Below are 18,657 nucleotides of genomic sequence, written 5' to 3'. Positions count from 1 at the left end.
CCCTCCCCTTACAGCTTCACGCCCGAAAAGGACATAAAGGCCATGGCCATCAGTCCCGCGGTGATGAAGGTGATACCAAGACCTTGCAGGCCGTCCGGAATGTCCGAATACTTCAGCTTTTCCCGAACACCGGCCATTGCGGTGATCGCCAACGCCCAGCCAAAGCCGGAAGACAGGCCATAGGTCGCCGCTTCGGCAAAGTTATAGTCCCGCTCCACCATGAACAACGAACCACCAAGGATGGCGCAGTTCACCGTGATCAGCGGCAGGAAGATCCCCAGTGCGTTGTAGAGCGGCGGAAAATACTTATCGAGCACCATTTCCAGAATCTGCACCATCGCGGCGATCACACCGATATACGAGATCAGGCCGAGGAAGGTCAGGTCCACATCCGGGAATCCGGCCCATGCCAGCGCGCCCGGTTTCAGCAGATAGCTGAGCAGCAGGTTGTTCGTGGGAACCGTGATCGCCTGCACGACCATGACCGAAATACCCAGACCCAGCGCCGTCGAAATCTTCTTGGATACGGCGATGAAAGTACACATGCCGAGGAAGAAGCTGAGCGCGAGGTTTTCGACAAAGATGGCCTTAACGGCCAGAGAAATAAGCCCTTCCATCAGTGCGCCTCTACCTGCTGGATTTTGTATTCACGTTCTTCGACCTGGTTCGGCTTCCATGTGCGGAAAGCCCAGATGATCAGACCGATGATGAAGAACGCTGAGGGCGGCAGCAGCAGCATGCCGTTGGGCACGTACCAGCCGCCATTGTTCACGGTCTCCAGAATGGTGACGCCGAACAGCGATCCTGCCCCGAATAGCTCGCGGATGAAACCGACCAGCAGCAGGATCAGACCGTAGCCCATGCCGTTGCCCATGCCGTCAATGAAAGACGCGACCGGCGGGTTCTTCATGGCAAATGCCTCAGCACGGCCCATCACGATACAGTTGGTAATGATCAAACCTACAAAAACCGACAGGGTCTTGGATATCTCAAAGGCATAAGCCTTGAGGATCTGGTCCACCAGGATCACTAGCGATGCGATGATCACCATCTGCACGATGATCCGGATGGAACCGGGGATCTGGTTGCGCAGGCATGAGATGAAAAAGGACGAGAACGAGGTCACAAAAATCACTGCCAACGCCATCACGATCGACACCTGCAGCGACGAGGTCACCGCCAGCGCCGAACAGATCCCCAGCACCTGCAAGGTGATCGGGTTGTTGTCGACAAGCGGATCGACCAGCATTTCTTTCTTGGTCTGGGACATCAGAGATCTCCTGCTTGCAGTTTGGCCAGGAACGGACCAAAGCCCGCATCGCCCATCCAGAATTTCACCAGGTTATCGACACCGACCGAAGTTAGCGTGGCCCCAGCCAGCGCATCGACATAGAAATCTGGTCCAGCAGCGGGCTGCGACTTGGCGACGGTGATCTGCAGATCACCCGCGTCATCCCGCAGTTTCTTGCCATTCCACAGCGCTTTCCAGCGTGGGTTGTCGACCTCGGCGCCTAGTCCGGGGGTTTCACCGTGCTGATAGAATTGAAGGCCATAGATATCGTTGCCGTTGTTCTCCAGCGCGATAAAGCCGTAGAGCGTGGACCACAGGCCATAGCCGTGCAGCGGCAGGATCACCTTGTCCAGATCACCTGCATCGTCACGCAGAAGGTAGATCACGCGGTACTTGGCTTTGCGGCCAATCCCTGCGGGGTCATTGTCCAGCGCGACGCTAAGCGCAGGGTCGCTGGCTGCGGCCAGATCGTCAAATGTGGCCGGATCAAACTGATCGTCGACAAATTCACCAGTGGCAAGGTCCAGCACATGGGGTTCGAATGCGGCAAATGCCTCGGTGACGTTGATGCCGGGTTCGTAGACACCCGCCACCTGCAGAACGTTGACCTGCTTGTCCTTCAGCTTGTTGGCTTCTTGAACCGGGCGCAGGCTGACCGCTGCGGCCGATACGATCATCGAAGCTACAAGGCAAACGGCGACGGCGACAAAGATCGTCTTGCCAACTGAATCCGGCGAAGCCGCCAGGAACCGGGCAATCGCGCCTTTCGGTGCGTCGTGTTTTGCTGGGGGTTGCGTATCAGACATGGCGACGCGCCCTCCGTTTGATGTTTGCCTGAACGACGAAATAGTCGATCAGCGGCGCAAAGACGTTTCCGAACAGGATTGCCAGCATCATGCCTTCGGGGAAAGCCGGGTTCACCACACGGATCAACACAACCATGATACCGATCAGCGCGCCATAGATATAGCGGCCCAGATTGGTATGGCTGGCCGAAACAGGCTCGGTCACCATGAAGGCCAGCCCAAAGGCGTACCCACCCAGAACAACATGCCAATACCACGGCATCGCGAACATTGGGTTGGTGTCCGATCCAATCAGGTTCAGCAGCCAAGTAAAGGCGATTGTCCCGGCCATACAGCCCACGATCAGGCGGTAATTGGCAATCTTGGTCATCAGCAGAAAGGCCAGACCAATGATACAGGCCAGCGTCGATGTTTCGCCAAAACTACCCTGAATGGTGCCGTAAAATGCGCTCCACCAAGTGATACCGTCCGCGGCCAGCGCCTGGAAACCATCAGCCGCCGAAACTGCCAGAGCAGTCGCGCCCGAGAACCCGTCGACAGGTGTCCAGACCGCATCGCCCGACATCTGAGCCGGATAGGCAAAGTACAGAAACGCGCGACCCACAAGGGCTGGGTTGAGGAAGTTCTTGCCGGTGCCGCCGAATACTTCTTTACCGATCACAACGCCGAAGGTGATACCCAACGCCACTTGCCACAATGGCGTAGTCGCAGGCATGATCAGCGTGTAAAGCATTGAAGTAACAAGGAAACCCTCGTTCACTTCGTGGCCACGAACGGTGGCGAAGATCACCTCGAATATACCGCCTGCCACAAGAGTCACGATGTAGATTGGCAGGAAATAAAGCAGCCCGTGCATGGTGTTGGCAAATATGCTGGACGGGTCCAGTGAGATGCCGAACATCTGCAAGAGGGCGATCCGCCATCCAGTCGCGGCCTCCGGACCCAGCGTCGCGATGGCCGAGTTGGCCTGGTAGCCGGTATTCCACATTCCCCACAGGATACAGGGGATCGTGGCGATCACGACATAGGTCATGATCCGCTTCATATCCACGTATGACCGGGCATGAGGCGCGACCGTGGTTACGGTTTTCGGAGTGTAGATAAAGCTCTCGACCATCTCGTAGATGGGAAAGAGTTTTTCGTACTTGCCGCCCTTGGTAAAGTTCGGCTCGATCCGGTCAAAGAAGCTGCGCAAACCCATTCGGCTCAGCCCTCCTTTTCAATCTTGGACAGGCAGTCGCGCAGCGCCAGCCCGTATTCATATTTCGCCGGACAGGCAAAGCCCACAAGGCCCAGATCCTCTTCGTCCAGCTCCAGCGCACCCAGCGCTTGTGCGGTGTCGGTGTCCATAACCAAAAGCGCGCGCAGCAGCTGCGTTGGCAGATAGTCCTGCGGCATCAGCTCCTCGAACGTACCCGTAGGTACCATCGCGCGGCGTCCACCGTTCAGGTTGCTGGTGAAGGCATAAAGCTTTTTCGCAAAAGCCGACCCGAGAACCGGTTGCACGGCGTATTTCGATGGCATCGGAAGGATCCATCCCATCGTGATCTGATCGGGATCTTCGCGAATGATAGTGATTTGACGCGCAAACCGGCCAAGATAGGCGTGCGGACCTTCGGCATGTCGACCGGACAGGATCGAGCCCGAGATAATGCGCGCCTTCCCGTCCAGATCGATCTCGTTGCGGGTCAGTTCGTCTGTCGAAGCTCCCATGACGGTCCGGATCAGACGCGGCTGGCGTGCACCCGGCCCGGTCAGAGCGATCACGATATTAGGATCCAGATGACCGGTCTGCATCAAGCGACCGATGGCGATCACATCTTGATAGCCGATGGTCCAGACCTGTTTGTCACCTGCCAGAGGTTCAAGGAAATGGATATGCGTACCCGCCAGCCCTGCCGGATGTGGCCCAGAAAAACCAGCGGCTTCGACACCTGGCAGATCAGTACCGGAAATCGAATCGCCTTCCTTCTGACAAAGGTAGGTCTTGCCATCGGTCAATCGAGATACGGTGGCCAGACCAGCGGTAAATGCCTCGTTGGCATCGGCAATTATCGTTGCTGCATCGGGCGCCAGCGGATCTGTATCCATCGCAGTCACGAAGATTGCCGCCGGTTTATTACCCGGCTCTGGCATCTTCGAATAGGGACGCGTTCTGAAGGCGGCCCACAGACCAGCAGCACAGAGTTTGGCAGTAATGCCTTCTGCACTTTCCCCGTCGCCAATGCCCGAGAAATCAACACCGGTGTCATTGATGTCTGACACTTCAATGACGACGCTCTGCAAAACCCGACGGGCACCGCGGTTGATCGCGACGACCTTGCCGCTAAGCGGTGCGACCATCATCGCATCGGGAGCATCCTTATGGCAGAATATTGGCGTGCCCCGTTGCACGTCATCGCCTTCTTGCACCAGCATCCGGGGTTTCAGGCCGATATAATCACCGCCTAGAACGGCAACCGTGGAAAACTCCGGTCCTGGTTGAATGATCTGATCGGGCGCGCCTTCTATCGGCAGATCCAACCCTTTTTTCAGTTTGAAAGTTTGCATGTGGCTACGTTCTTCCAAGCTTCTGTCCTGCGCCTTCTATCTGCGACGCCCTTTAGGGGACATCCAATAGCGTGGCTTTTTTCGGCACCGGTCGCAAAAGCGTCGAAAACCGTCCAAAATCCGTAGGCGTTACTCCGATTAGGGCTCCTTTACGCGGGGACGGGGCTAAACGCAAACCTGTTACCGCAGAAACTGAGGTCTGATCATCACTTTCATACAAATTTGGACCAATTCTGAACAGTTTGACCAGACCAATTTGCCTGTCGCACCCAAACGACATCCGGTATAAGCAGCCGAAATGGAAAATACTGAAGAACTTGAGATATTCCTGATTGCCACTCCGGGGCTAGAGGCTCCTTTGTTTGCGGAAACCGTTCAAAATGGATTCGCAAGTGCTAAGATCGTTCGTGGCGGTGTGGTCTGCCGAGGCAGCTGGCGCGAGGTGTGGCGCGCTAATCTCGTGCTGCGCGGGGCAAATAAGGTCCTTGTGCGCTTGGGCAGCTTTCCCGCAGTGCATCTTGCCCAGTTGGATAAGCGTGCCCGCAAGTTTCCCTGGCCCGACATTTTGCGCGCCGACGTCCCGGTCAAGGTTGAAGCGACCAGCCGAAAATCCCGCATCTATCATGCCGGGGCGGCGCGCCAGCGAGTTGAAAAGGCCATTTCTGAAACACTTGGGGCCACCATTTCGCCGGATGCTGCCTTGCGCGTAATGCTGCGAATCGAAAAGGACATCTGCACCTTCTCGGTCGACAGTTCGGGCGAGCCCCTACACAAACGCGGCCATAAACCCGCCGTTGCCAAGGCTCCGATGCGTGAGACCATGGCAGCGATGTTCTTGCGTGAATGCGGATTCGATGGGACCGAACCGGTACTGGATCCGATGTGCGGCTCAGGTACATTTGTGATCGAGGCGGCGGAGATCGCGTCCGGGCTGTATCCCGGCCGATCCCGGCAATTTGCGTTCAAAGATCTTCTGACGTTCGACAACGATACCTGGCAGGATATGCGGCGCAACGCGGTTGCGCATTCGCCAGACCTGACTTTTTGGGGTTCGGATCGAAACGCAGGCGCCATTGAGGCGTCTTCGACAAATGCCTCACGTGCCAACGTTGGGGACATCACCCGGTTTCAGCAGCGCTCTATCGGCGAGATAAAACCGCCGGATGGCCCTCCGGGTCTGGTCATTGCCAACCCACCCTATGGTGCGCGGATCGGAGACGAGAAACGGCTGCGTTCGCTTTATGGCAGCCTTGGCAAAGTTTTGATGTCCCGGTTTCAGGGCTGGCGGGTCGGGATCGTCACCAGCAACGCTTCACTGGCACGTTCGACGCGCCTGCCACTGTTGCCACCTGGCCCGATCGTCGACCATGGCGGTACGAAAATTCGTCTGTATCGAACGGATGCACTACACTGACCTAGCCTCCATTTACGAGATTCGCCCCATCGCGGAAAACGAACTCGGATATAGCGAAAATTCAGGCCTTGATTCAGCTGTAGTGGCAATCGCCATAATCACGCATCGCGCTGTGCGATCCAGTCGTGGTCGGGATCGTTTTTGAACCGCCATTTTCGCAGCGGACCGGCCATTACATTCAGATAGTACATCTCATACCCGTAGGGAGCGCCACAGGGATGGTGTCCCTTCGGGACAAGAACCACGTCACCATCCTTGACGGCCATGGTTTCATCCAGGCTGCCATCCTCGGTATAGACCCGCTGAATCCCGAAACCTTGCCCCGGACTTATCCGGTGATAGTAGGTCTCCTCCAGGTAGGTCATGTTGGGGAAGTCATCCTCGTCATGACGGTGGCTGGGGTACGAAGACCAGTTGCCGTCAGGTGTGAAAACCTCGGTTACCAGCAAGCTGTCGGCCACGTCGCGACCTTCCATGGCGATGTTATTGATGTACCGAGTGTTTTGTCCCGAGCCACGTGGCGTCAGTTCGATCCCCTCTGGTCCGAGACGGCTGGCGGGGTAGTTTCCTTCGCCCGGCGCGCTGCACACTGCTAGAACGCAGCGAGTGGTGGCAGTCGCGGACCAGGCATTGTCCTTGGGCACATAGGCGCAATGCGGTGGCGTCTTTTCAAACACGCTCATCCGGTCGCCCATTTCACCAAAGTCCAGATTGTCGCAAGACAGCTTTGCCTTACCTTCGACCAACACCAGAATGACTTCTCGGTCACCGGTCGCCTCGGACACGGTTTCGCCCGGCTCCAGATGATAAAGGCCAAAGCCAACGTAACTCCAATCGGAGCTTTGCGGGCCTTTTGCGCTGGCCACAGTGATGTCATGTACTTTGCCTGCGGGCGCCGTTGGTTTGCGCAACAGATCAGTCATCTGAGTTCTCCGGTTTATAGGTCAACAACAAAGCGTATGCGCAGACAGCACCAGCCCCTCCAAATACAAGAGCCCACCCAGGAGATCCTGTCAAAAATTCAAACCCGGCCCATCCCAGACAGGCAGCAACCAAGACAACCCGCACCCAGAGCGGTCGGAACCAGGGGTGAGAAGTGTCAAACATCGCCCACTCGACCTCTCTCCAGCCCGATGTCGCGGGCGGTCTGCTTCAGAGAGGCCAGACCCATGGACTGATAGTCATACGGGTTGCGCGCCTCGGGGTCCTGCTCAGCCTCGATGACGATCCACCCGTCATAGCCCTTGTCTTTGAGCACGCGTAACAAAGGGGTAAAGTCGATGCCGCCTTCAGGGTCGCCTGGCACGGTGAAAACACCGGCCCGGACACTATCCATGAATGGCATGTCTGTTTCGCGCACTCGCTTCATTACATCGGGTCGCACGTTTTTGGCGTGAAAGTGGCGCACCCGGTCGGCATATTTCTCAAGCACCGGGACAGGGTCCTGTCCGTTGGACCCGAAATAGCAATGGCCGGCATCGAACAACAGTTTGGTCGCCGGACCAGTGGATGCCATGAAGGCGTCGATCTCGGTAAGAGTTTCAACCACTGTTCCCATGTGGTGATGATAAACCAAATCAATGCCCTGATCCGAGCAGTATTGGGCAATCTCTTCGACTTTTGCTCCGAATTCTGTCATCTCATCGGTGTTTAGAACTGGCGCGTCGTTGACGGGTACGTCAAGACCTTGCACCGAGTTTGACGTTTCGCAGACGATGCACACCTTGCAGCCATTGTGCTTGAGCTTGTCCAAGTGCGGTTGAATCGCGGCCTTCTCCTCTGAAACCGAATGCGCCAGCAGGTTCATAGAATGCCAACCGGAAATAAACTGCAGGCCATGCCCGCCCAATAGCTGCTTCAACGCCTCGGGGTCGTTCTGCGGCCATCGGTGGCCGTTTTCGATCCCATCGAAGCCGATCTGGCTGGCCTCAGCCAGAATTTGTTCGGTAGGGATATGCGCGCCTAGGGTCTGGTCGTCGTCATTGGCCCAGGCGATGGGGTTCGTTCCGTATTGGATCATGAATTTATCCGTCTTTACATTCAGTTCAGGCGTGCACGCGGAGCTGCTTTTTTACCACGCGCAAGGGGTTCTTCCAGTTCCGCAATCGAACCTACGTGAGTGCTGGCCGCCTCCATCGATGCCGTATGCGCGGCAAAGTCGATATTTGACGGGTTCACGTGATGGGTGTGGTTCAGCAAGTTGTTGAACTCGGCACCCCCAGTGCCACTTTGCAGTCGGTTGATGCAGCCAAAGCGCCGGTTGTCGGGGATCACAGCGGTGATCTTGACACCCATCATACAGGCATTGGCGTAATCCAGCGCAGTTGGCCAGTTATCGTCATCCAGCCAACTTTTGAGAAAGCCGGATATGAACCCGTCCCCGGCACCCAAAGGGTCACTTTTGCGAACAACAGCCGCGTCAGTCACCGCTCGGATGGCCTGCGGAGCCGCGTTTGCGTCCGCAGTGCCGCGGGCAATGTAAATCTCCTTTCGGTCCCCGGCGATGAGATCGAACTGGTGAAGGATCGATTGCAGCATCTTCGTCACCTTCGCGCTTTCAACATGACGGCCCTCTCGGCCGCCATGCCCATCAACACCCCACCGATTGGATGTCTATTGCTGTCCGCACGCCACATTATCGCGCCAGTTCCACCGCCTTAAGCGCCGCTGTTTCAGGCCGCGCGCGGCGCAGATCGACCGAGGATCGGCTTATGGTGAGAAGTCCCAGGGTCTTTGTCATGGCCGCCTCAGAGAATCTCACTCACCGAGACAACACGCCCCTCGGCCACGGATTTCAAAGCCGCCTCGGACAGGGCCAGCGCCATCATACCGTCATATCCCGATGGAGATGCTTTCGCGCCATCACGAATTGTGGCGACAAAGGCGGCGATTTCAGCCGCATAGGCCTCGGTATAACGGGTCATGAAAAAATCATGCAGTGGAGGGCGGGTGTACCCGTTGGCGTTTGCGATCTCGATGGAAACAGGCCGCTGGTTTTCGGCCGAAACCAGCCCCTCGGAGCCTAGCACTTCGACACGCTGATCATAACCATAAGAAGCGCGGCGCGAGTTCAGTATGGTACACTGCTTGCCGCTCGCTGTGGTCAGAACCACAGTGGCAGTGTCAAAATCGTTGTGGTCACCAACTTTGGGATCGACCAAAACCGAGGCCGTGGCCATCACCGTCGCGACGTCTTCGTCCAACAGAAAACGAGCCATGTCGAAATCGTGAATCGTCATGTCCCGGAAGATGCCACCGGATACGTCGATATACTCATACGGTGGCAGGCCCGGGTCGCGTGAGGTGATGGTGATCTGCTCGACGGCGCCCAATTTGCCATTTGTGATTGCCTGTTTGACCGCACCGAAATGGGGATCGAAACGACGATTGAAGCCCAGCATCAGGCGGGCGTTGTTTTCTTCTGCAACCGTCAGGCACGCCCTGACCCGATCAAGATCCAGATCGATCGGCTTTTCGCAGAAAATCGCCTTACCAACACGCGAAAACTGCTCAATGAGGTCGGCGTGTGTATTGGTGGGCGTGCAGATGATCACCGCTTCGACGTCTGGGTCGTTAGCAATCTCGTCTGTGCTTCGAACTACGCAGCCATACTGGTCTGCGATACCCTGCGCCGCTTGCGGGAACGCATCCGATACGGCTACAAGCTTAGCATCCTGATTTCCCTCAATCGCCTGAGCATGCACTTTACCTATACGACCTGCTCCGAGCAGGGCCATTCTTATAGTCATTTCATACCTCGATATTGCACATCCTGCCCAAGGTCAGTCCGGTTCGCTGGGCTGCTGGTACACCCGGAAGGTTTAACTTAGCAGCGTTCAGAACATTCGATGAGAAATCTCGGGTTACATTGGGCTCCGACTGAGTTTGGAAGGTAGTGTGACTCAAGCAATTCAAACAGAGCCAAATCAACTGTTAACCAACTAAAATCACATCAAAGGTGATGTGAAATAGCCTTGCTATGATGTATTTAAATCATCAAAGGCTTTCCGGCACAAAAATCTCTGGCTGCAGGAATATCTGTCGGGGTTCACCTGCTGAATGTTCAGAGCAGGCTTCTACCATTGTTTGAACCAACGTTTTGCACAACCGATCCAACGGCGTGCTACAGATCAAGCTTACATACCCGTCCTGAAGGGCGCTCTGGGACAGTCGGGTCAGTTCGTTGACCGCTATTGCAACCTCGCCAGGGTCCCGGTTTTCGCGCACCGCCTGAATCGCGCCTTCCATGCCCCCTCCGGCGACAAAAACCCCTCTGAGATCTGAATGCCGGTGCAACAGATCCAGCATTGCCTCATAGGTCACGTTCCGAGTTTCCAAGTTGACCAGTGTTTCCAGCAAATGGTGATGCGAAGAGTGCTCCCGAAGGTAACTGCGAAAGCCGGTTTCCCTCAACTCGTGACCATGCCACCGGCTGCCTCCAACAAATACCGCAATTTTTCCTTTGCGATGAGTGACACTATTGACCGCCCAGCCTGCAATGCGACCAACTTTCATATTGTTTAAGCCGATATAGGCATGCGTCAGCCCCTGACCGAAATCGTTCAGAAGTGAAAAGACAGGCGTGTTGGTTTCTCGTAAATCCCGCACAGTGCGTGATACTTCGTGGTGGTTTACGGCCGTTGCCGCAACGACGTGATTTCTCCGTCCCAACTCGGCCAGAAGCTTGGCATGTTCATTGGGATCCTGTGATTTCGCGTAAAAAATTTCTGCCTGCCCTCGGATACCTGGATATGCCAAAACATACTCTTCAAATTTCTGCGCAAGGCTTTGGTAGAACTCCTGGTTTTCCTTTTGCAGCAGGATACCCAGCTTCCGAACGGCAAAATTTGACCGCAGTCGGTCGCGTAGCAGCGGTACGGCATGATAGCCAACGGAAACCGCTGCGTCGTATACTTTGCGCTTGGTTTCTTCCCTGACATTCCCACGATCATTCAGCACGCGGTCCACAGTCGCTGTTCCAACACCCGCTGCACGAGCAATTTCCGAGATCGTTGAACGTTTTGACATTCGGCCTCCTTACACACCGTGATTGAAATCACAACGTGATGATGCCTTTACATCAACTGTGAGTTTTTCGCTACAAAGTCATGGTCACGTTCGGTGCTGTTTGGTCATCCTTCAAGGATGCCTCCTTCGTAGACTACACGCTGGAACCTAAACGAAGGGCATATCATCCCGTCAGTCGCTGTTCTTGCCGACGGTAAAATAAAGCATGTCTTCGACAAAAAGCTCGACCGCGCGCCTGCTCACGTGGGTCGATCGAGTGGCCAGGTAGAAGGTCGAATTCCACTGCAATTTGTCTGGGGCAAGATCCCTGAGCTTTTGGAAGTGCATCCAGTTTTGTGCGAAGTGCACCGGCAAAGTTCCAAGATAATGCCCGGTTTCTATCAGCGCTGCCATTGCTTCCATATTCGCAACGACGGCCCTTAACTCTGTCGTTTTTATCTCCGGCGAAACGGACATGTCGTAAGAGCGCTGGCAAATCTGATATTGGGAAAGAACATCAGGACTGATTTCTTCATCCGGAATGTCGAACAACGGATGGCCATGCCCACAATATAGCCGGTGTTCCTCCTGACAAAGCTTGGTGTAGCTGAGTTCTGCCACATGATTTCGGAAGGGCGCGATGGCGACGTGCAGATCGCCGGTGATCAACCGCTGCGTCAATTCGGTAGGCGAGGCAACTACCATCTCCAGTCGGACTTCGTTCGGGCGATCCAGGAACCTTTTTAGCGATTTGGTCAGGTGCAGATCTGCGAGCGTATTGACCGTGTCCACAATACCGATCCTCAGATCCCCAGTGACAGCGTCACGCAATTCCAGCAGCTCGGCATCAAAATCCCGGACATTGCGCAGAATCTCACCCGCTTTCCTGTAGGCGATTTCGCCCCGCTCGGTCAGGCGAAACCCGCCGCGCCCGCGCTCGCACACCCGGTACCCAAGCGCCGCCTCCAGGTCACGAATTCGAATGCTGATCGCCGATTGAGTGATGCCTAGCGCGTATTGTGCATCGGTGAACCCGCCGCATTCGACCACCGTCACGAAGGTTTCCAACAGAGTATTTCTGAGCAGTTTCAATGCCTATTTACCCTATGAGTTCTGATGCAGGATTACATAAAACTTCCTCATGTGAACATAATCAATATGATATTTTTTTGTGTATTTTTCTGTGCTGTGCTGGTCACCAACCTGAAGACTGCAAAGGACCATAGGGAGGAAACCTGCATGACATTTACCCTACGACACGTGAGAACAACTGCCACAGTTGCCCTGCTTAGCCTAACACCGCTCGCCGCTTTGGCCGAGGACTGGAAATTCGCCATCGAAGAGATTCCAGGCTCAATCATGGATGCCTATGCGCAAGAGTTCAAATCGCGCATCGAAGCGGCCACAAATGGTGAAGTGACCGTGACCGTCTATCCGATGGGCACCTTGGGCACGCCCACCGAGACGGTCGAGCAGGCTGCGGACGGTGTGATCCAGTTCACCAACGTTTCGATTGGCAACCTAGGCACCATCGTGCCGGAAAGCCAGGCGTTCCTGCTGCCATATCTGCTGCCCTCTGACCCGGCGGCGATTTCGAAAATCCTCAGCACGTCGGAAACCATTTACGGCCCGCTGAACGACGATTTCCGCAAGCGCGGTCTGGAAGTCATGACCATGTATTCCGAAGGCCCGCAGGTCTGGACAACAAATCGTGAAATCCGCACGCCTGAAGATTTCGAGAACTTCAAGATGCGTGTGATGGTTTCGCCTATCCTATTGGAAACCTACAAGAACATGGGTGCCAGCCCGACGCCGCTGCCGTTTGGTGAAGTGTTCGGCGCGCTTCAGCTGGGTGCTGTCGACGGTCAGGTCAACCCGATCCCGACTATCGAAGAGATGAAATTCTACGAAGTCACCAGCCACCTGATCTGGGCTGGTGAGCAAGAGCTTGTCACCACCGTCGTGGCCGGATCGGACTGGTTCGAAACCCTCAACCCTGACCGTCAGCAGCTGGTGCGCGACACCATGGCGGACATGACCGGATTCATCGATGGCGTAGTCACCGACTTTAACCAAAAGCGTCTGGATATCATCAAGGAAGCCAAACCGGATATCGGGCTGGTTGTGCTGACGGAAGAAGAGCGTGACGCTTTCCGCGAACGTAGCACCGGCACCTCTGCCGCCTATGTCGAAACTGTTGGCGACCGTGGTCAGGAATTGCTGGACTCGCTTCAGGCAGAACTATCGGGCAATTAATCCCTCCCCCCAAACCACGCGCAACACCTCCTCACGCACTTTGTGCGTGAGGGCTTTCAGAAAATGGGAGGAAACTATGCCAAGCGGTACTGCCACTCCCTTCGGCTTTTTGGGAAGGATTGACGCCGTCATCGGACGGATCGAAGTCTGGATCCTGGGCTGGGGGATCATCCTGATGGCTGCAAACACGATTGCCAATGTCTTTGGCCGTTACGTGTTCAACCAGTCCATCTATTTTTCCGAGGAGTTGAACGAGTTCCTGATTGTCATCGTCACGTTCATGGGGCTGGGATATGCCACACGCAAGGGCATCCATATTCGAATGTCGGCAATCTACGACGCGTTACCGATAAAAATCCGCAAAGGGCTGATGGTCGTGATCGCAACGACGACGGCCGTGATCATGACAGTTCTAGCCTGGTACGCGCTGGAATATGTGCAGAAAGTGGCTTCACGCGGGCGGATCACTCCGGCGCTGCAATTACCTCTCTATCTGACTTACGTCTGGGTAGTGATCGGCTTGAGCCTCGCTTCATTCCAATACCTGCTGACGGCGATCCGGAACCTGAATTTTGCCGAGGAAGACGTCTATGTCTCGTACCTCGAAATCGACAGCTATGAAGACCCGGAAACGGCGGCAGCCATCAAGAAATTCGAAGAATCCGCGGAGACAGACAAATGACTGAATTGATGCTTGCCGTCATGATCGTCCTGCTGCTTGCGGGATTTCCAATGAAAATGCCGCTAATCTCGGCAGCGGTACTGGGTTTCCTCGTCTATTTCCCCGAAATGAACATGCAGATCCTGATTCAGCAAATGATCGGAGGCGTTAAACCTGCTGCATTGATCGCAGTACCAATGTTCATTCTGGCTGCCGACATTATCACGCGGGGGCACTCCGCCAACCGGCTGATCGATCTGGTGATGAGCTTCATGGGCCATATCAAAGGCGGGCTAGCTATTTCCGTCACATCGGCCTGCGCGCTGTTCGGCGCGGTATGTGGTTCGACCCAGGCGACAGTTGTGGCCATCGGTGGAGCGATGCGTCCGCGCATGCTGAAATCGGGTTACAGCGACAGTTTCTCGATCGGTCTGATCGTGAACGCCGCCGATCTGGCATATCTGATCCCGCCATCTATCGGCATGATTATCTATGGCGTTGTGTCGGGCACCTCGATCTCGCAATTGTTCATTGCCGGCATCCTGCCGGGTCTGCTGATCGTGGTGTTGTTCTCGGCCTATTGCATGTTTTATGCCTATCGCCACGACATTCCGGTACTGCCCCGCGAAGGTTGGGGGCAACGCTTCACCGCCCTGCGCAAGGCGCTGTGGCCGATGGGCTTCCCCGCCATCATCGTGGGCGGCATCTATGGCGGTGTCTTTTCACCGACCGAAGCTGCTGCGATCTGCGTACTTTACGCCGTCGTGCTCGAGGTGGTGATATTCCGCTCGATCAAGGTTGGGGACCTATTCGACATCGCCCTGTCTACAGGCGCTATCACCTCGGTCGTGTTCATCTTGATCGCGGCAGGCGCCGCGTTCAGCTGGACACTTAGCTTTGCACAAGTACCGCAATCCATCATTGCCGCGCTAGGGCTGGAACAGGCTAGCCCTCTAATGGTTCTGCTCGCCATCAACATCGCTTTCTTTGTCGGATGCATGTTTGTGGACTCGATCGTGGTAATCCTGATCCTGGTCCCTATCTTTGCCCCGATGATCAAGGCCAGCGGTCTGGATCCAGTGCTTGTCGGTGTCCTGATCACGCTGCAAGTTGCCATCGGCGCGGCTACTCCCCCCTTCGGCTGCAACCTGTTCACCGCAATCGCCGTCTTCCGGCGACCCTTTGTTGAAGTCGTACGTGGAGTGCCCCCGTTCCTGATCATTCTTTTGATTGTGACCGGGTTGCTGGTAGCCTTCCCTCAAATCGCCCTGTTCCTGCCGGAACTGGCCTATCGCTAAACCATAAGAAACGGAGAAATCATGTCGGGACATGGTTATGAAGCTGGTCGTCTGAATCTGCCTTTTGTCGGCATCTCGACCTTTGGTAAGAAACCCTATGTCGAAAATTGGGACGAGATCGACGCGGATGTGGCGATCCTTGGGGCGCCGTTTGACTTCGGTTGTCAGTTCCGGCCTGGCGCGCGCTTCGGTCCCCGTTCCGTGCGCGAAGCATCGACCTTGTTCAGCTTTGGTCACGCAGGTGCGTATGATCACGAGGATGACGCCACTTATCTAGGCAGCGATGTGCGCATCGTGGATCTGGGTGACGCCGACATCATCCACACAAAGACAGAAGAGAGCCACGCCAATATTGAGTATGGTGTGAAGAAAATCCTGGATGCGGGCGCGATCCCCGTCACCATCGGTGGCGATCATTCGGTCAATATTCCTTGTATCAACGCCTATGCCGAGGATTGCGCCAAGAACGGCCCGCTTCACGTCATCCAGATTGATGCGCATTTGGATTTCGTCGATGAACGTCACGGCGTGACCGTCGGCCACGGCAACCCGATGCGTCGCGCGATAGAGAAGGATTATGTGACCGGCATGACCCAGTTGGGTATCCGCAATGTCTCGTCTACTGCGAAAGAGGGCTATGACGATGCCCGCGCGCGCGGTTCGGATATCTTGTCGGTTCGTCAGGTGCGCAAGTTGGGTACTCAGGGCGTTCTAGATCGTATTCCAGAGGGCAGCCGTTATTACGTTACCATCGATATCGACGCCTTCTGCCCGTCAATCGCTCCGGGCACCGGAACGCCCAGCCATGGTGGGTTCCAGTATTATGACGTACTGGAAATTCTACAGGGCCTGACCAAACGCGGCGATGTCGTTGGGATCGATCTGGTTGAAGTCGCCCCCGCATATGACCCCAGCGAAAGCACCCAGATACTGGCCGCACAATTGCTGTTGAACTTCATCGGCTTCATCTTCCACAATAAGGCCTGATCGGACAAATTGTTCTATCTAAACAAGGCATTTCACGTGCCTTGTTTTTACTTTGAAGATTGGGCGCAATCAGGACGACCTTTGCTCACGCAGGCTTTGCAGGGCCTGCAACATGTCGTCCAGCCCATGGCAGGGAACGGCGCCCAGTGCCGTCAGCTCCTCTGAAACATCCACGGGTAGGTCGGAGTTGGAGTTTTCGGCAATTTGGTTCAGTTTCCCTCCGATCAATACGGGCATTTCCAGCCCCCGCCGGAGCATTTGGTCCTGAACCGCCCGGGCATAGCTGAGGGCGATGCCGTTATAGGTGCTGACCGCGATCACGTCCGCCTCTACTTCGCAGGCGCTGGTCACAAGTGTTTGAGGATCCAGCGCAACACCCGCATCCGTTACCCGCACACCGAGCCCTTCAAGCGCTTGCCGCACCAGATAGGCGCCATGTTCATGCACGTCCGTCGTACCCAGAGCCACGTGTATATCAGTCAGAGCTTCGCTTTTTTGGCAGTTCGTTCGAACCCAGCCTTGCGCCATTTCGTCCAGCTCCTGCGCCCAATCCGCCGGGACAAGCGGGCGGCGACGATCACCGGTCTTATGCCCCTGCCCCCATAGCGCCTCCATTTGCTTGGCTCCGAGCCTGCGAATGGCCAGCATCAGAGCGGCCGGGTCAGTGATGTCGACCCCGCGCTCGGACAGGCCGGCCAAGGCTGCACTAGCAAATTTGCGCCCGCCGTTAATAAGTTTCTGCGCCAAAACGTCGATTATTTCACGATCAACCAATCGGGTGTAGCTGGGAGCATGCTCTGCCAACCGCGAAGCGAATGTCTGCGCATCCAAAATCTCATCCACATCCGGAATACGCAGATTTTCCGTGACAGGTACTGGATTGATCGCGTGACCGGTGTGGGCATGATTTAGCGCAGAGATATCAGCCAGCAGATAATTGGCGAGGCTGGCATAATTTGCCGCTGGTACGCCTCTATACGCGACCGTATTGCCGAAAATCATCGTACCGGGAGTTTCAATTTCTTGCGCCAGTGCGGCGAGAAAGGCTGACCGAGTCAGCGGGTCGGAAAAATGGTGCCCGAAACAGAACGAGGCCCGGGCTCCGATCAGGTCTTCAACGATGTGCTTTTCGATCAGCATCATGCCAAAGGCGCTGGTCACGTCCAGAAACAAGCCAGCAAAGCCATCATCCAAGTTGGAATGCACCAGAATTTCGCCCGGCTGAGCCGCGATCAGACCAAGCGCGGTGACAGTTGCCTCGGTTGTGGCAACGTCGTCATCCCAGAAGGGCAGCCGAAAGGTGAAGTACTGCCCCAGATTGCCAATCGCTGTCGCCCCGGCGGCAATAGCAGCCTGTGTATTGTGCAACGCCCCTGGCAACCCAAGCATGAAGTCCCCGAAATGGGCGGCAGCGGGGCTCGCATTGGTGATCCTACGAAAATCTTCGGGTCCAGACAGAATGATGCCAGTGCCGCGACCCGCGGTGGCGCGATGCTCGGGTGGATAGCCCATCGACCAATCCAGTGTGATGCCGAAACGGTTGATCTCAACTTCACGCGCCAAACCCGTTTCATGCAGCCGGGCCATCGCATCAACTGTTCGGTCAATGCTGCGGAAACCAATATGCGCGTGCTGCATGATGCGCCCTTTGGCCGCCTGGGCACGTTTATACTCTGCTTCGGAAGCCACGTTTTGGCTGTCCAGAAACAGGTTGCGACCCAAGGGCCACTCTGCGGCCATGGTGCGGCCCTGTTGCAAAAGCATCGAACCCGGCAGCATCCGCTCTGCGGTCAGTTCTGGATTCGGTTTCATGAAAGATCCCTTTGCCTGCTTGCGCTCGCCCGTCGAAACAGATCTGCAATTCTACGTCGTTTCATTGGACTCAAGCCCAAAAACAACGACTGACGGCATTCAAGCGCCCATCCGGAACGGTTCCTATTCGGGTGCAGGGTCCACACTCTGCAACCGTTCGCGCACGGCCAGAACAGAGGAATAAGTCGAGACGCAGTAGGGCACCAGGTAAGTCAGAGCAATTTTGAAGATGGCCCCCACATCGAAAGAACCCGTAAAAAAACGGTCCCCATGGTTGATCACCGCCAATACGGTTCCAACAATGAGCGCAATTCTGAGGGACCGGATAACCACGCTGCGCTCGGTGGCAATTTCCCAGAACCCGTTGATTTCACCGCCGCTGGACATAATGTGATCCTGACATCTGGAAGTTCGATTTAGCTATCATGCCGTCGTTCGATAGCAGCTTCACCGAATTGAGCCAAGTTTCGCCAGAAAAATTGACGTGATGGGAATGGCTGTCTGCTCTGCTGCGACGTTTTCATTTAGCCAGCGCTATACGCCTAAGTACTACAGAAGCGGGGGAAATCAGTGAC

18 protein-coding genes are annotated in these 18,657 nt (G+C 55.7%); 5 read left to right on the top strand and 13 right to left on the bottom strand.

What is annotated here, in order from left to right; genetic code table 11:
* Nucleotides 1-8: 8 nt before the first annotated feature.
* Genes nqrE through AC2TCY_RS10715 form a run of 5 tightly spaced genes read right to left on the bottom strand, consistent with a single transcriptional unit; the run spans nucleotide 9 to nucleotide 4,647 of the window.
* Nucleotides 9-617 (bottom strand): NADH:ubiquinone reductase (Na(+)-transporting) subunit E, encoded by a 609-nt coding sequence (gene nqrE / locus AC2TCY_RS10735; RefSeq protein WP_010441340.1) that lies wholly within the window; start codon nucleotides 615-617, stop codon nucleotides 9-11.
* On the bottom strand, nucleotides 617-1,270 hold the full coding sequence (locus AC2TCY_RS10730; protein ID WP_171615090.1) for an NADH:ubiquinone reductase (Na(+)-transporting) subunit D: 654 nt from the start codon (nucleotides 1,268-1,270) through the stop codon (nucleotides 617-619). The genes nqrE and AC2TCY_RS10730 overlap by 1 nt, the downstream gene beginning before the upstream one ends.
* A complete protein-coding gene (locus tag AC2TCY_RS10725; RefSeq protein WP_480847376.1) occupies nucleotides 1,270-2,097 on the bottom strand; it encodes a Na(+)-translocating NADH-quinone reductase subunit C in 828 nt (275 codons plus the stop codon). Before AC2TCY_RS10725 ends, AC2TCY_RS10730 begins: the two co-directional genes overlap by 1 nt.
* Nucleotides 2,090-3,298: an NADH:ubiquinone reductase (Na(+)-transporting) subunit B gene (locus AC2TCY_RS10720; protein ID WP_480847374.1), complete on the bottom strand. Its 1,209-nt coding sequence runs from the start codon at nucleotides 3,296-3,298 to the stop codon at nucleotides 2,090-2,092. Before AC2TCY_RS10720 ends, AC2TCY_RS10725 begins: the two co-directional genes overlap by 8 nt.
* Before the next feature lie 5 nt (nucleotides 3,299-3,303).
* On the bottom strand, nucleotides 3,304-4,647 hold the full coding sequence (locus AC2TCY_RS10715; RefSeq protein WP_480847373.1) for a Na(+)-translocating NADH-quinone reductase subunit A: 1,344 nt from the start codon (nucleotides 4,645-4,647) through the stop codon (nucleotides 3,304-3,306).
* Nucleotides 4,648-4,945: 298 nt separating this feature from the next.
* Between AC2TCY_RS10715 and AC2TCY_RS10710 the strand changes: the two genes are divergently transcribed.
* Nucleotides 4,946-6,061 carry a THUMP domain-containing class I SAM-dependent RNA methyltransferase gene (locus AC2TCY_RS10710; RefSeq protein ID WP_480847372.1) on the top strand — a complete coding sequence of 372 codons (1,116 nt, stop codon included), beginning with the start codon at nucleotides 4,946-4,948 and terminating at the stop codon, nucleotides 6,059-6,061.
* A 98-nt stretch (nucleotides 6,062-6,159) separates the two neighbouring features.
* On the opposite strand, the gene iolB is transcribed toward AC2TCY_RS10710, so the two are convergent.
* The 6 genes from iolB to AC2TCY_RS10680 form a co-directional block, all read right to left on the bottom strand.
* Nucleotides 6,160-6,984, bottom strand: coding sequence for a 5-deoxy-glucuronate isomerase (gene iolB, locus AC2TCY_RS10705; protein ID WP_480847371.1), 825 nt, complete (start codon nucleotides 6,982-6,984; stop codon nucleotides 6,160-6,162).
* A 176-nt stretch (nucleotides 6,985-7,160) separates the two neighbouring features.
* Complete coding sequence (gene iolE, locus AC2TCY_RS10700) at nucleotides 7,161-8,081, bottom strand: myo-inosose-2 dehydratase (protein ID WP_480847370.1); 921 nt, start codon at nucleotides 8,079-8,081, stop codon at nucleotides 7,161-7,163.
* Nucleotides 8,082-8,101: 20 nt separating this feature from the next.
* On the bottom strand, nucleotides 8,102-8,599 hold the full coding sequence (locus AC2TCY_RS10695; RefSeq protein WP_480847369.1) for a PfkB family carbohydrate kinase: 498 nt from the start codon (nucleotides 8,597-8,599) through the stop codon (nucleotides 8,102-8,104).
* Between the two features lie 209 nt (nucleotides 8,600-8,808).
* Complete coding sequence (gene iolG, locus AC2TCY_RS10690; protein ID WP_480847368.1) at nucleotides 8,809-9,810, bottom strand: inositol 2-dehydrogenase; 1,002 nt, start codon at nucleotides 9,808-9,810, stop codon at nucleotides 8,809-8,811.
* Between the two features lie 247 nt (nucleotides 9,811-10,057).
* Complete coding sequence (locus AC2TCY_RS10685; RefSeq protein ID WP_480847367.1) at nucleotides 10,058-11,089, bottom strand: LacI family DNA-binding transcriptional regulator; 1,032 nt, start codon at nucleotides 11,087-11,089, stop codon at nucleotides 10,058-10,060.
* A gap of 171 nt (nucleotides 11,090-11,260) precedes the next feature.
* Nucleotides 11,261-12,160, bottom strand: a complete 900-nt coding sequence (locus tag AC2TCY_RS10680) for a LysR family transcriptional regulator (protein ID WP_480847365.1) — start codon at nucleotides 12,158-12,160, stop codon at nucleotides 11,261-11,263.
* A 147-nt stretch (nucleotides 12,161-12,307) separates the two neighbouring features.
* On the opposite strand from AC2TCY_RS10680, the gene AC2TCY_RS10675 reads away from it, so the two are divergent.
* From AC2TCY_RS10675 to speB, 4 genes are all read left to right on the top strand, one after another.
* On the top strand, nucleotides 12,308-13,324 hold the full coding sequence (locus AC2TCY_RS10675) for a TRAP transporter substrate-binding protein (RefSeq protein WP_480847364.1): 1,017 nt from the start codon (nucleotides 12,308-12,310) through the stop codon (nucleotides 13,322-13,324).
* Between the two features lie 76 nt (nucleotides 13,325-13,400).
* Nucleotides 13,401-14,006: a TRAP transporter small permease gene (locus tag AC2TCY_RS10670; protein WP_480847363.1), complete on the top strand. Its 606-nt coding sequence runs from the start codon at nucleotides 13,401-13,403 to the stop codon at nucleotides 14,004-14,006.
* The gene (locus tag AC2TCY_RS10665) at nucleotides 14,003-15,283 is read left to right on the top strand and encodes a TRAP transporter large permease (protein WP_480847362.1); all 1,281 of its coding nucleotides are present in this window, start codon (nucleotides 14,003-14,005) and stop codon (nucleotides 15,281-15,283) included. The genes AC2TCY_RS10670 and AC2TCY_RS10665 overlap by 4 nt, the downstream gene beginning before the upstream one ends.
* Nucleotides 15,284-15,304: 21 nt before the next feature.
* Nucleotides 15,305-16,270 (top strand): agmatinase, encoded by a 966-nt coding sequence (gene speB, locus AC2TCY_RS10660; protein ID WP_480847360.1) that lies wholly within the window; start codon nucleotides 15,305-15,307, stop codon nucleotides 16,268-16,270.
* 69 nt (nucleotides 16,271-16,339) lie between these two features.
* Here speB and AC2TCY_RS10655 read toward each other — a convergent pair whose 3' ends face one another.
* Together AC2TCY_RS10655 and nrtS are read right to left on the bottom strand one after the other, a co-directional pair.
* The gene (locus tag AC2TCY_RS10655; protein WP_480847359.1) at nucleotides 16,340-18,082 is read right to left on the bottom strand and encodes a cobalamin-dependent protein; all 1,743 of its coding nucleotides are present in this window, start codon (nucleotides 18,080-18,082) and stop codon (nucleotides 16,340-16,342) included.
* 123 nt (nucleotides 18,083-18,205) lie between these two features.
* Complete coding sequence (gene nrtS, locus AC2TCY_RS10650; RefSeq protein WP_480847357.1) at nucleotides 18,206-18,469, bottom strand: nitrate/nitrite transporter NrtS; 264 nt, start codon at nucleotides 18,467-18,469, stop codon at nucleotides 18,206-18,208.
* Between the last annotated feature and the right edge of the window lie 188 nt (nucleotides 18,470-18,657).

The sequence above is a fragment of the Ruegeria sp. HKCCD7181 genome (assembly GCF_057221055.1).
Note: the sequence above shows the minus strand (reverse complement) of the source record. Positions and strands in the feature narration are given on the sequence as shown.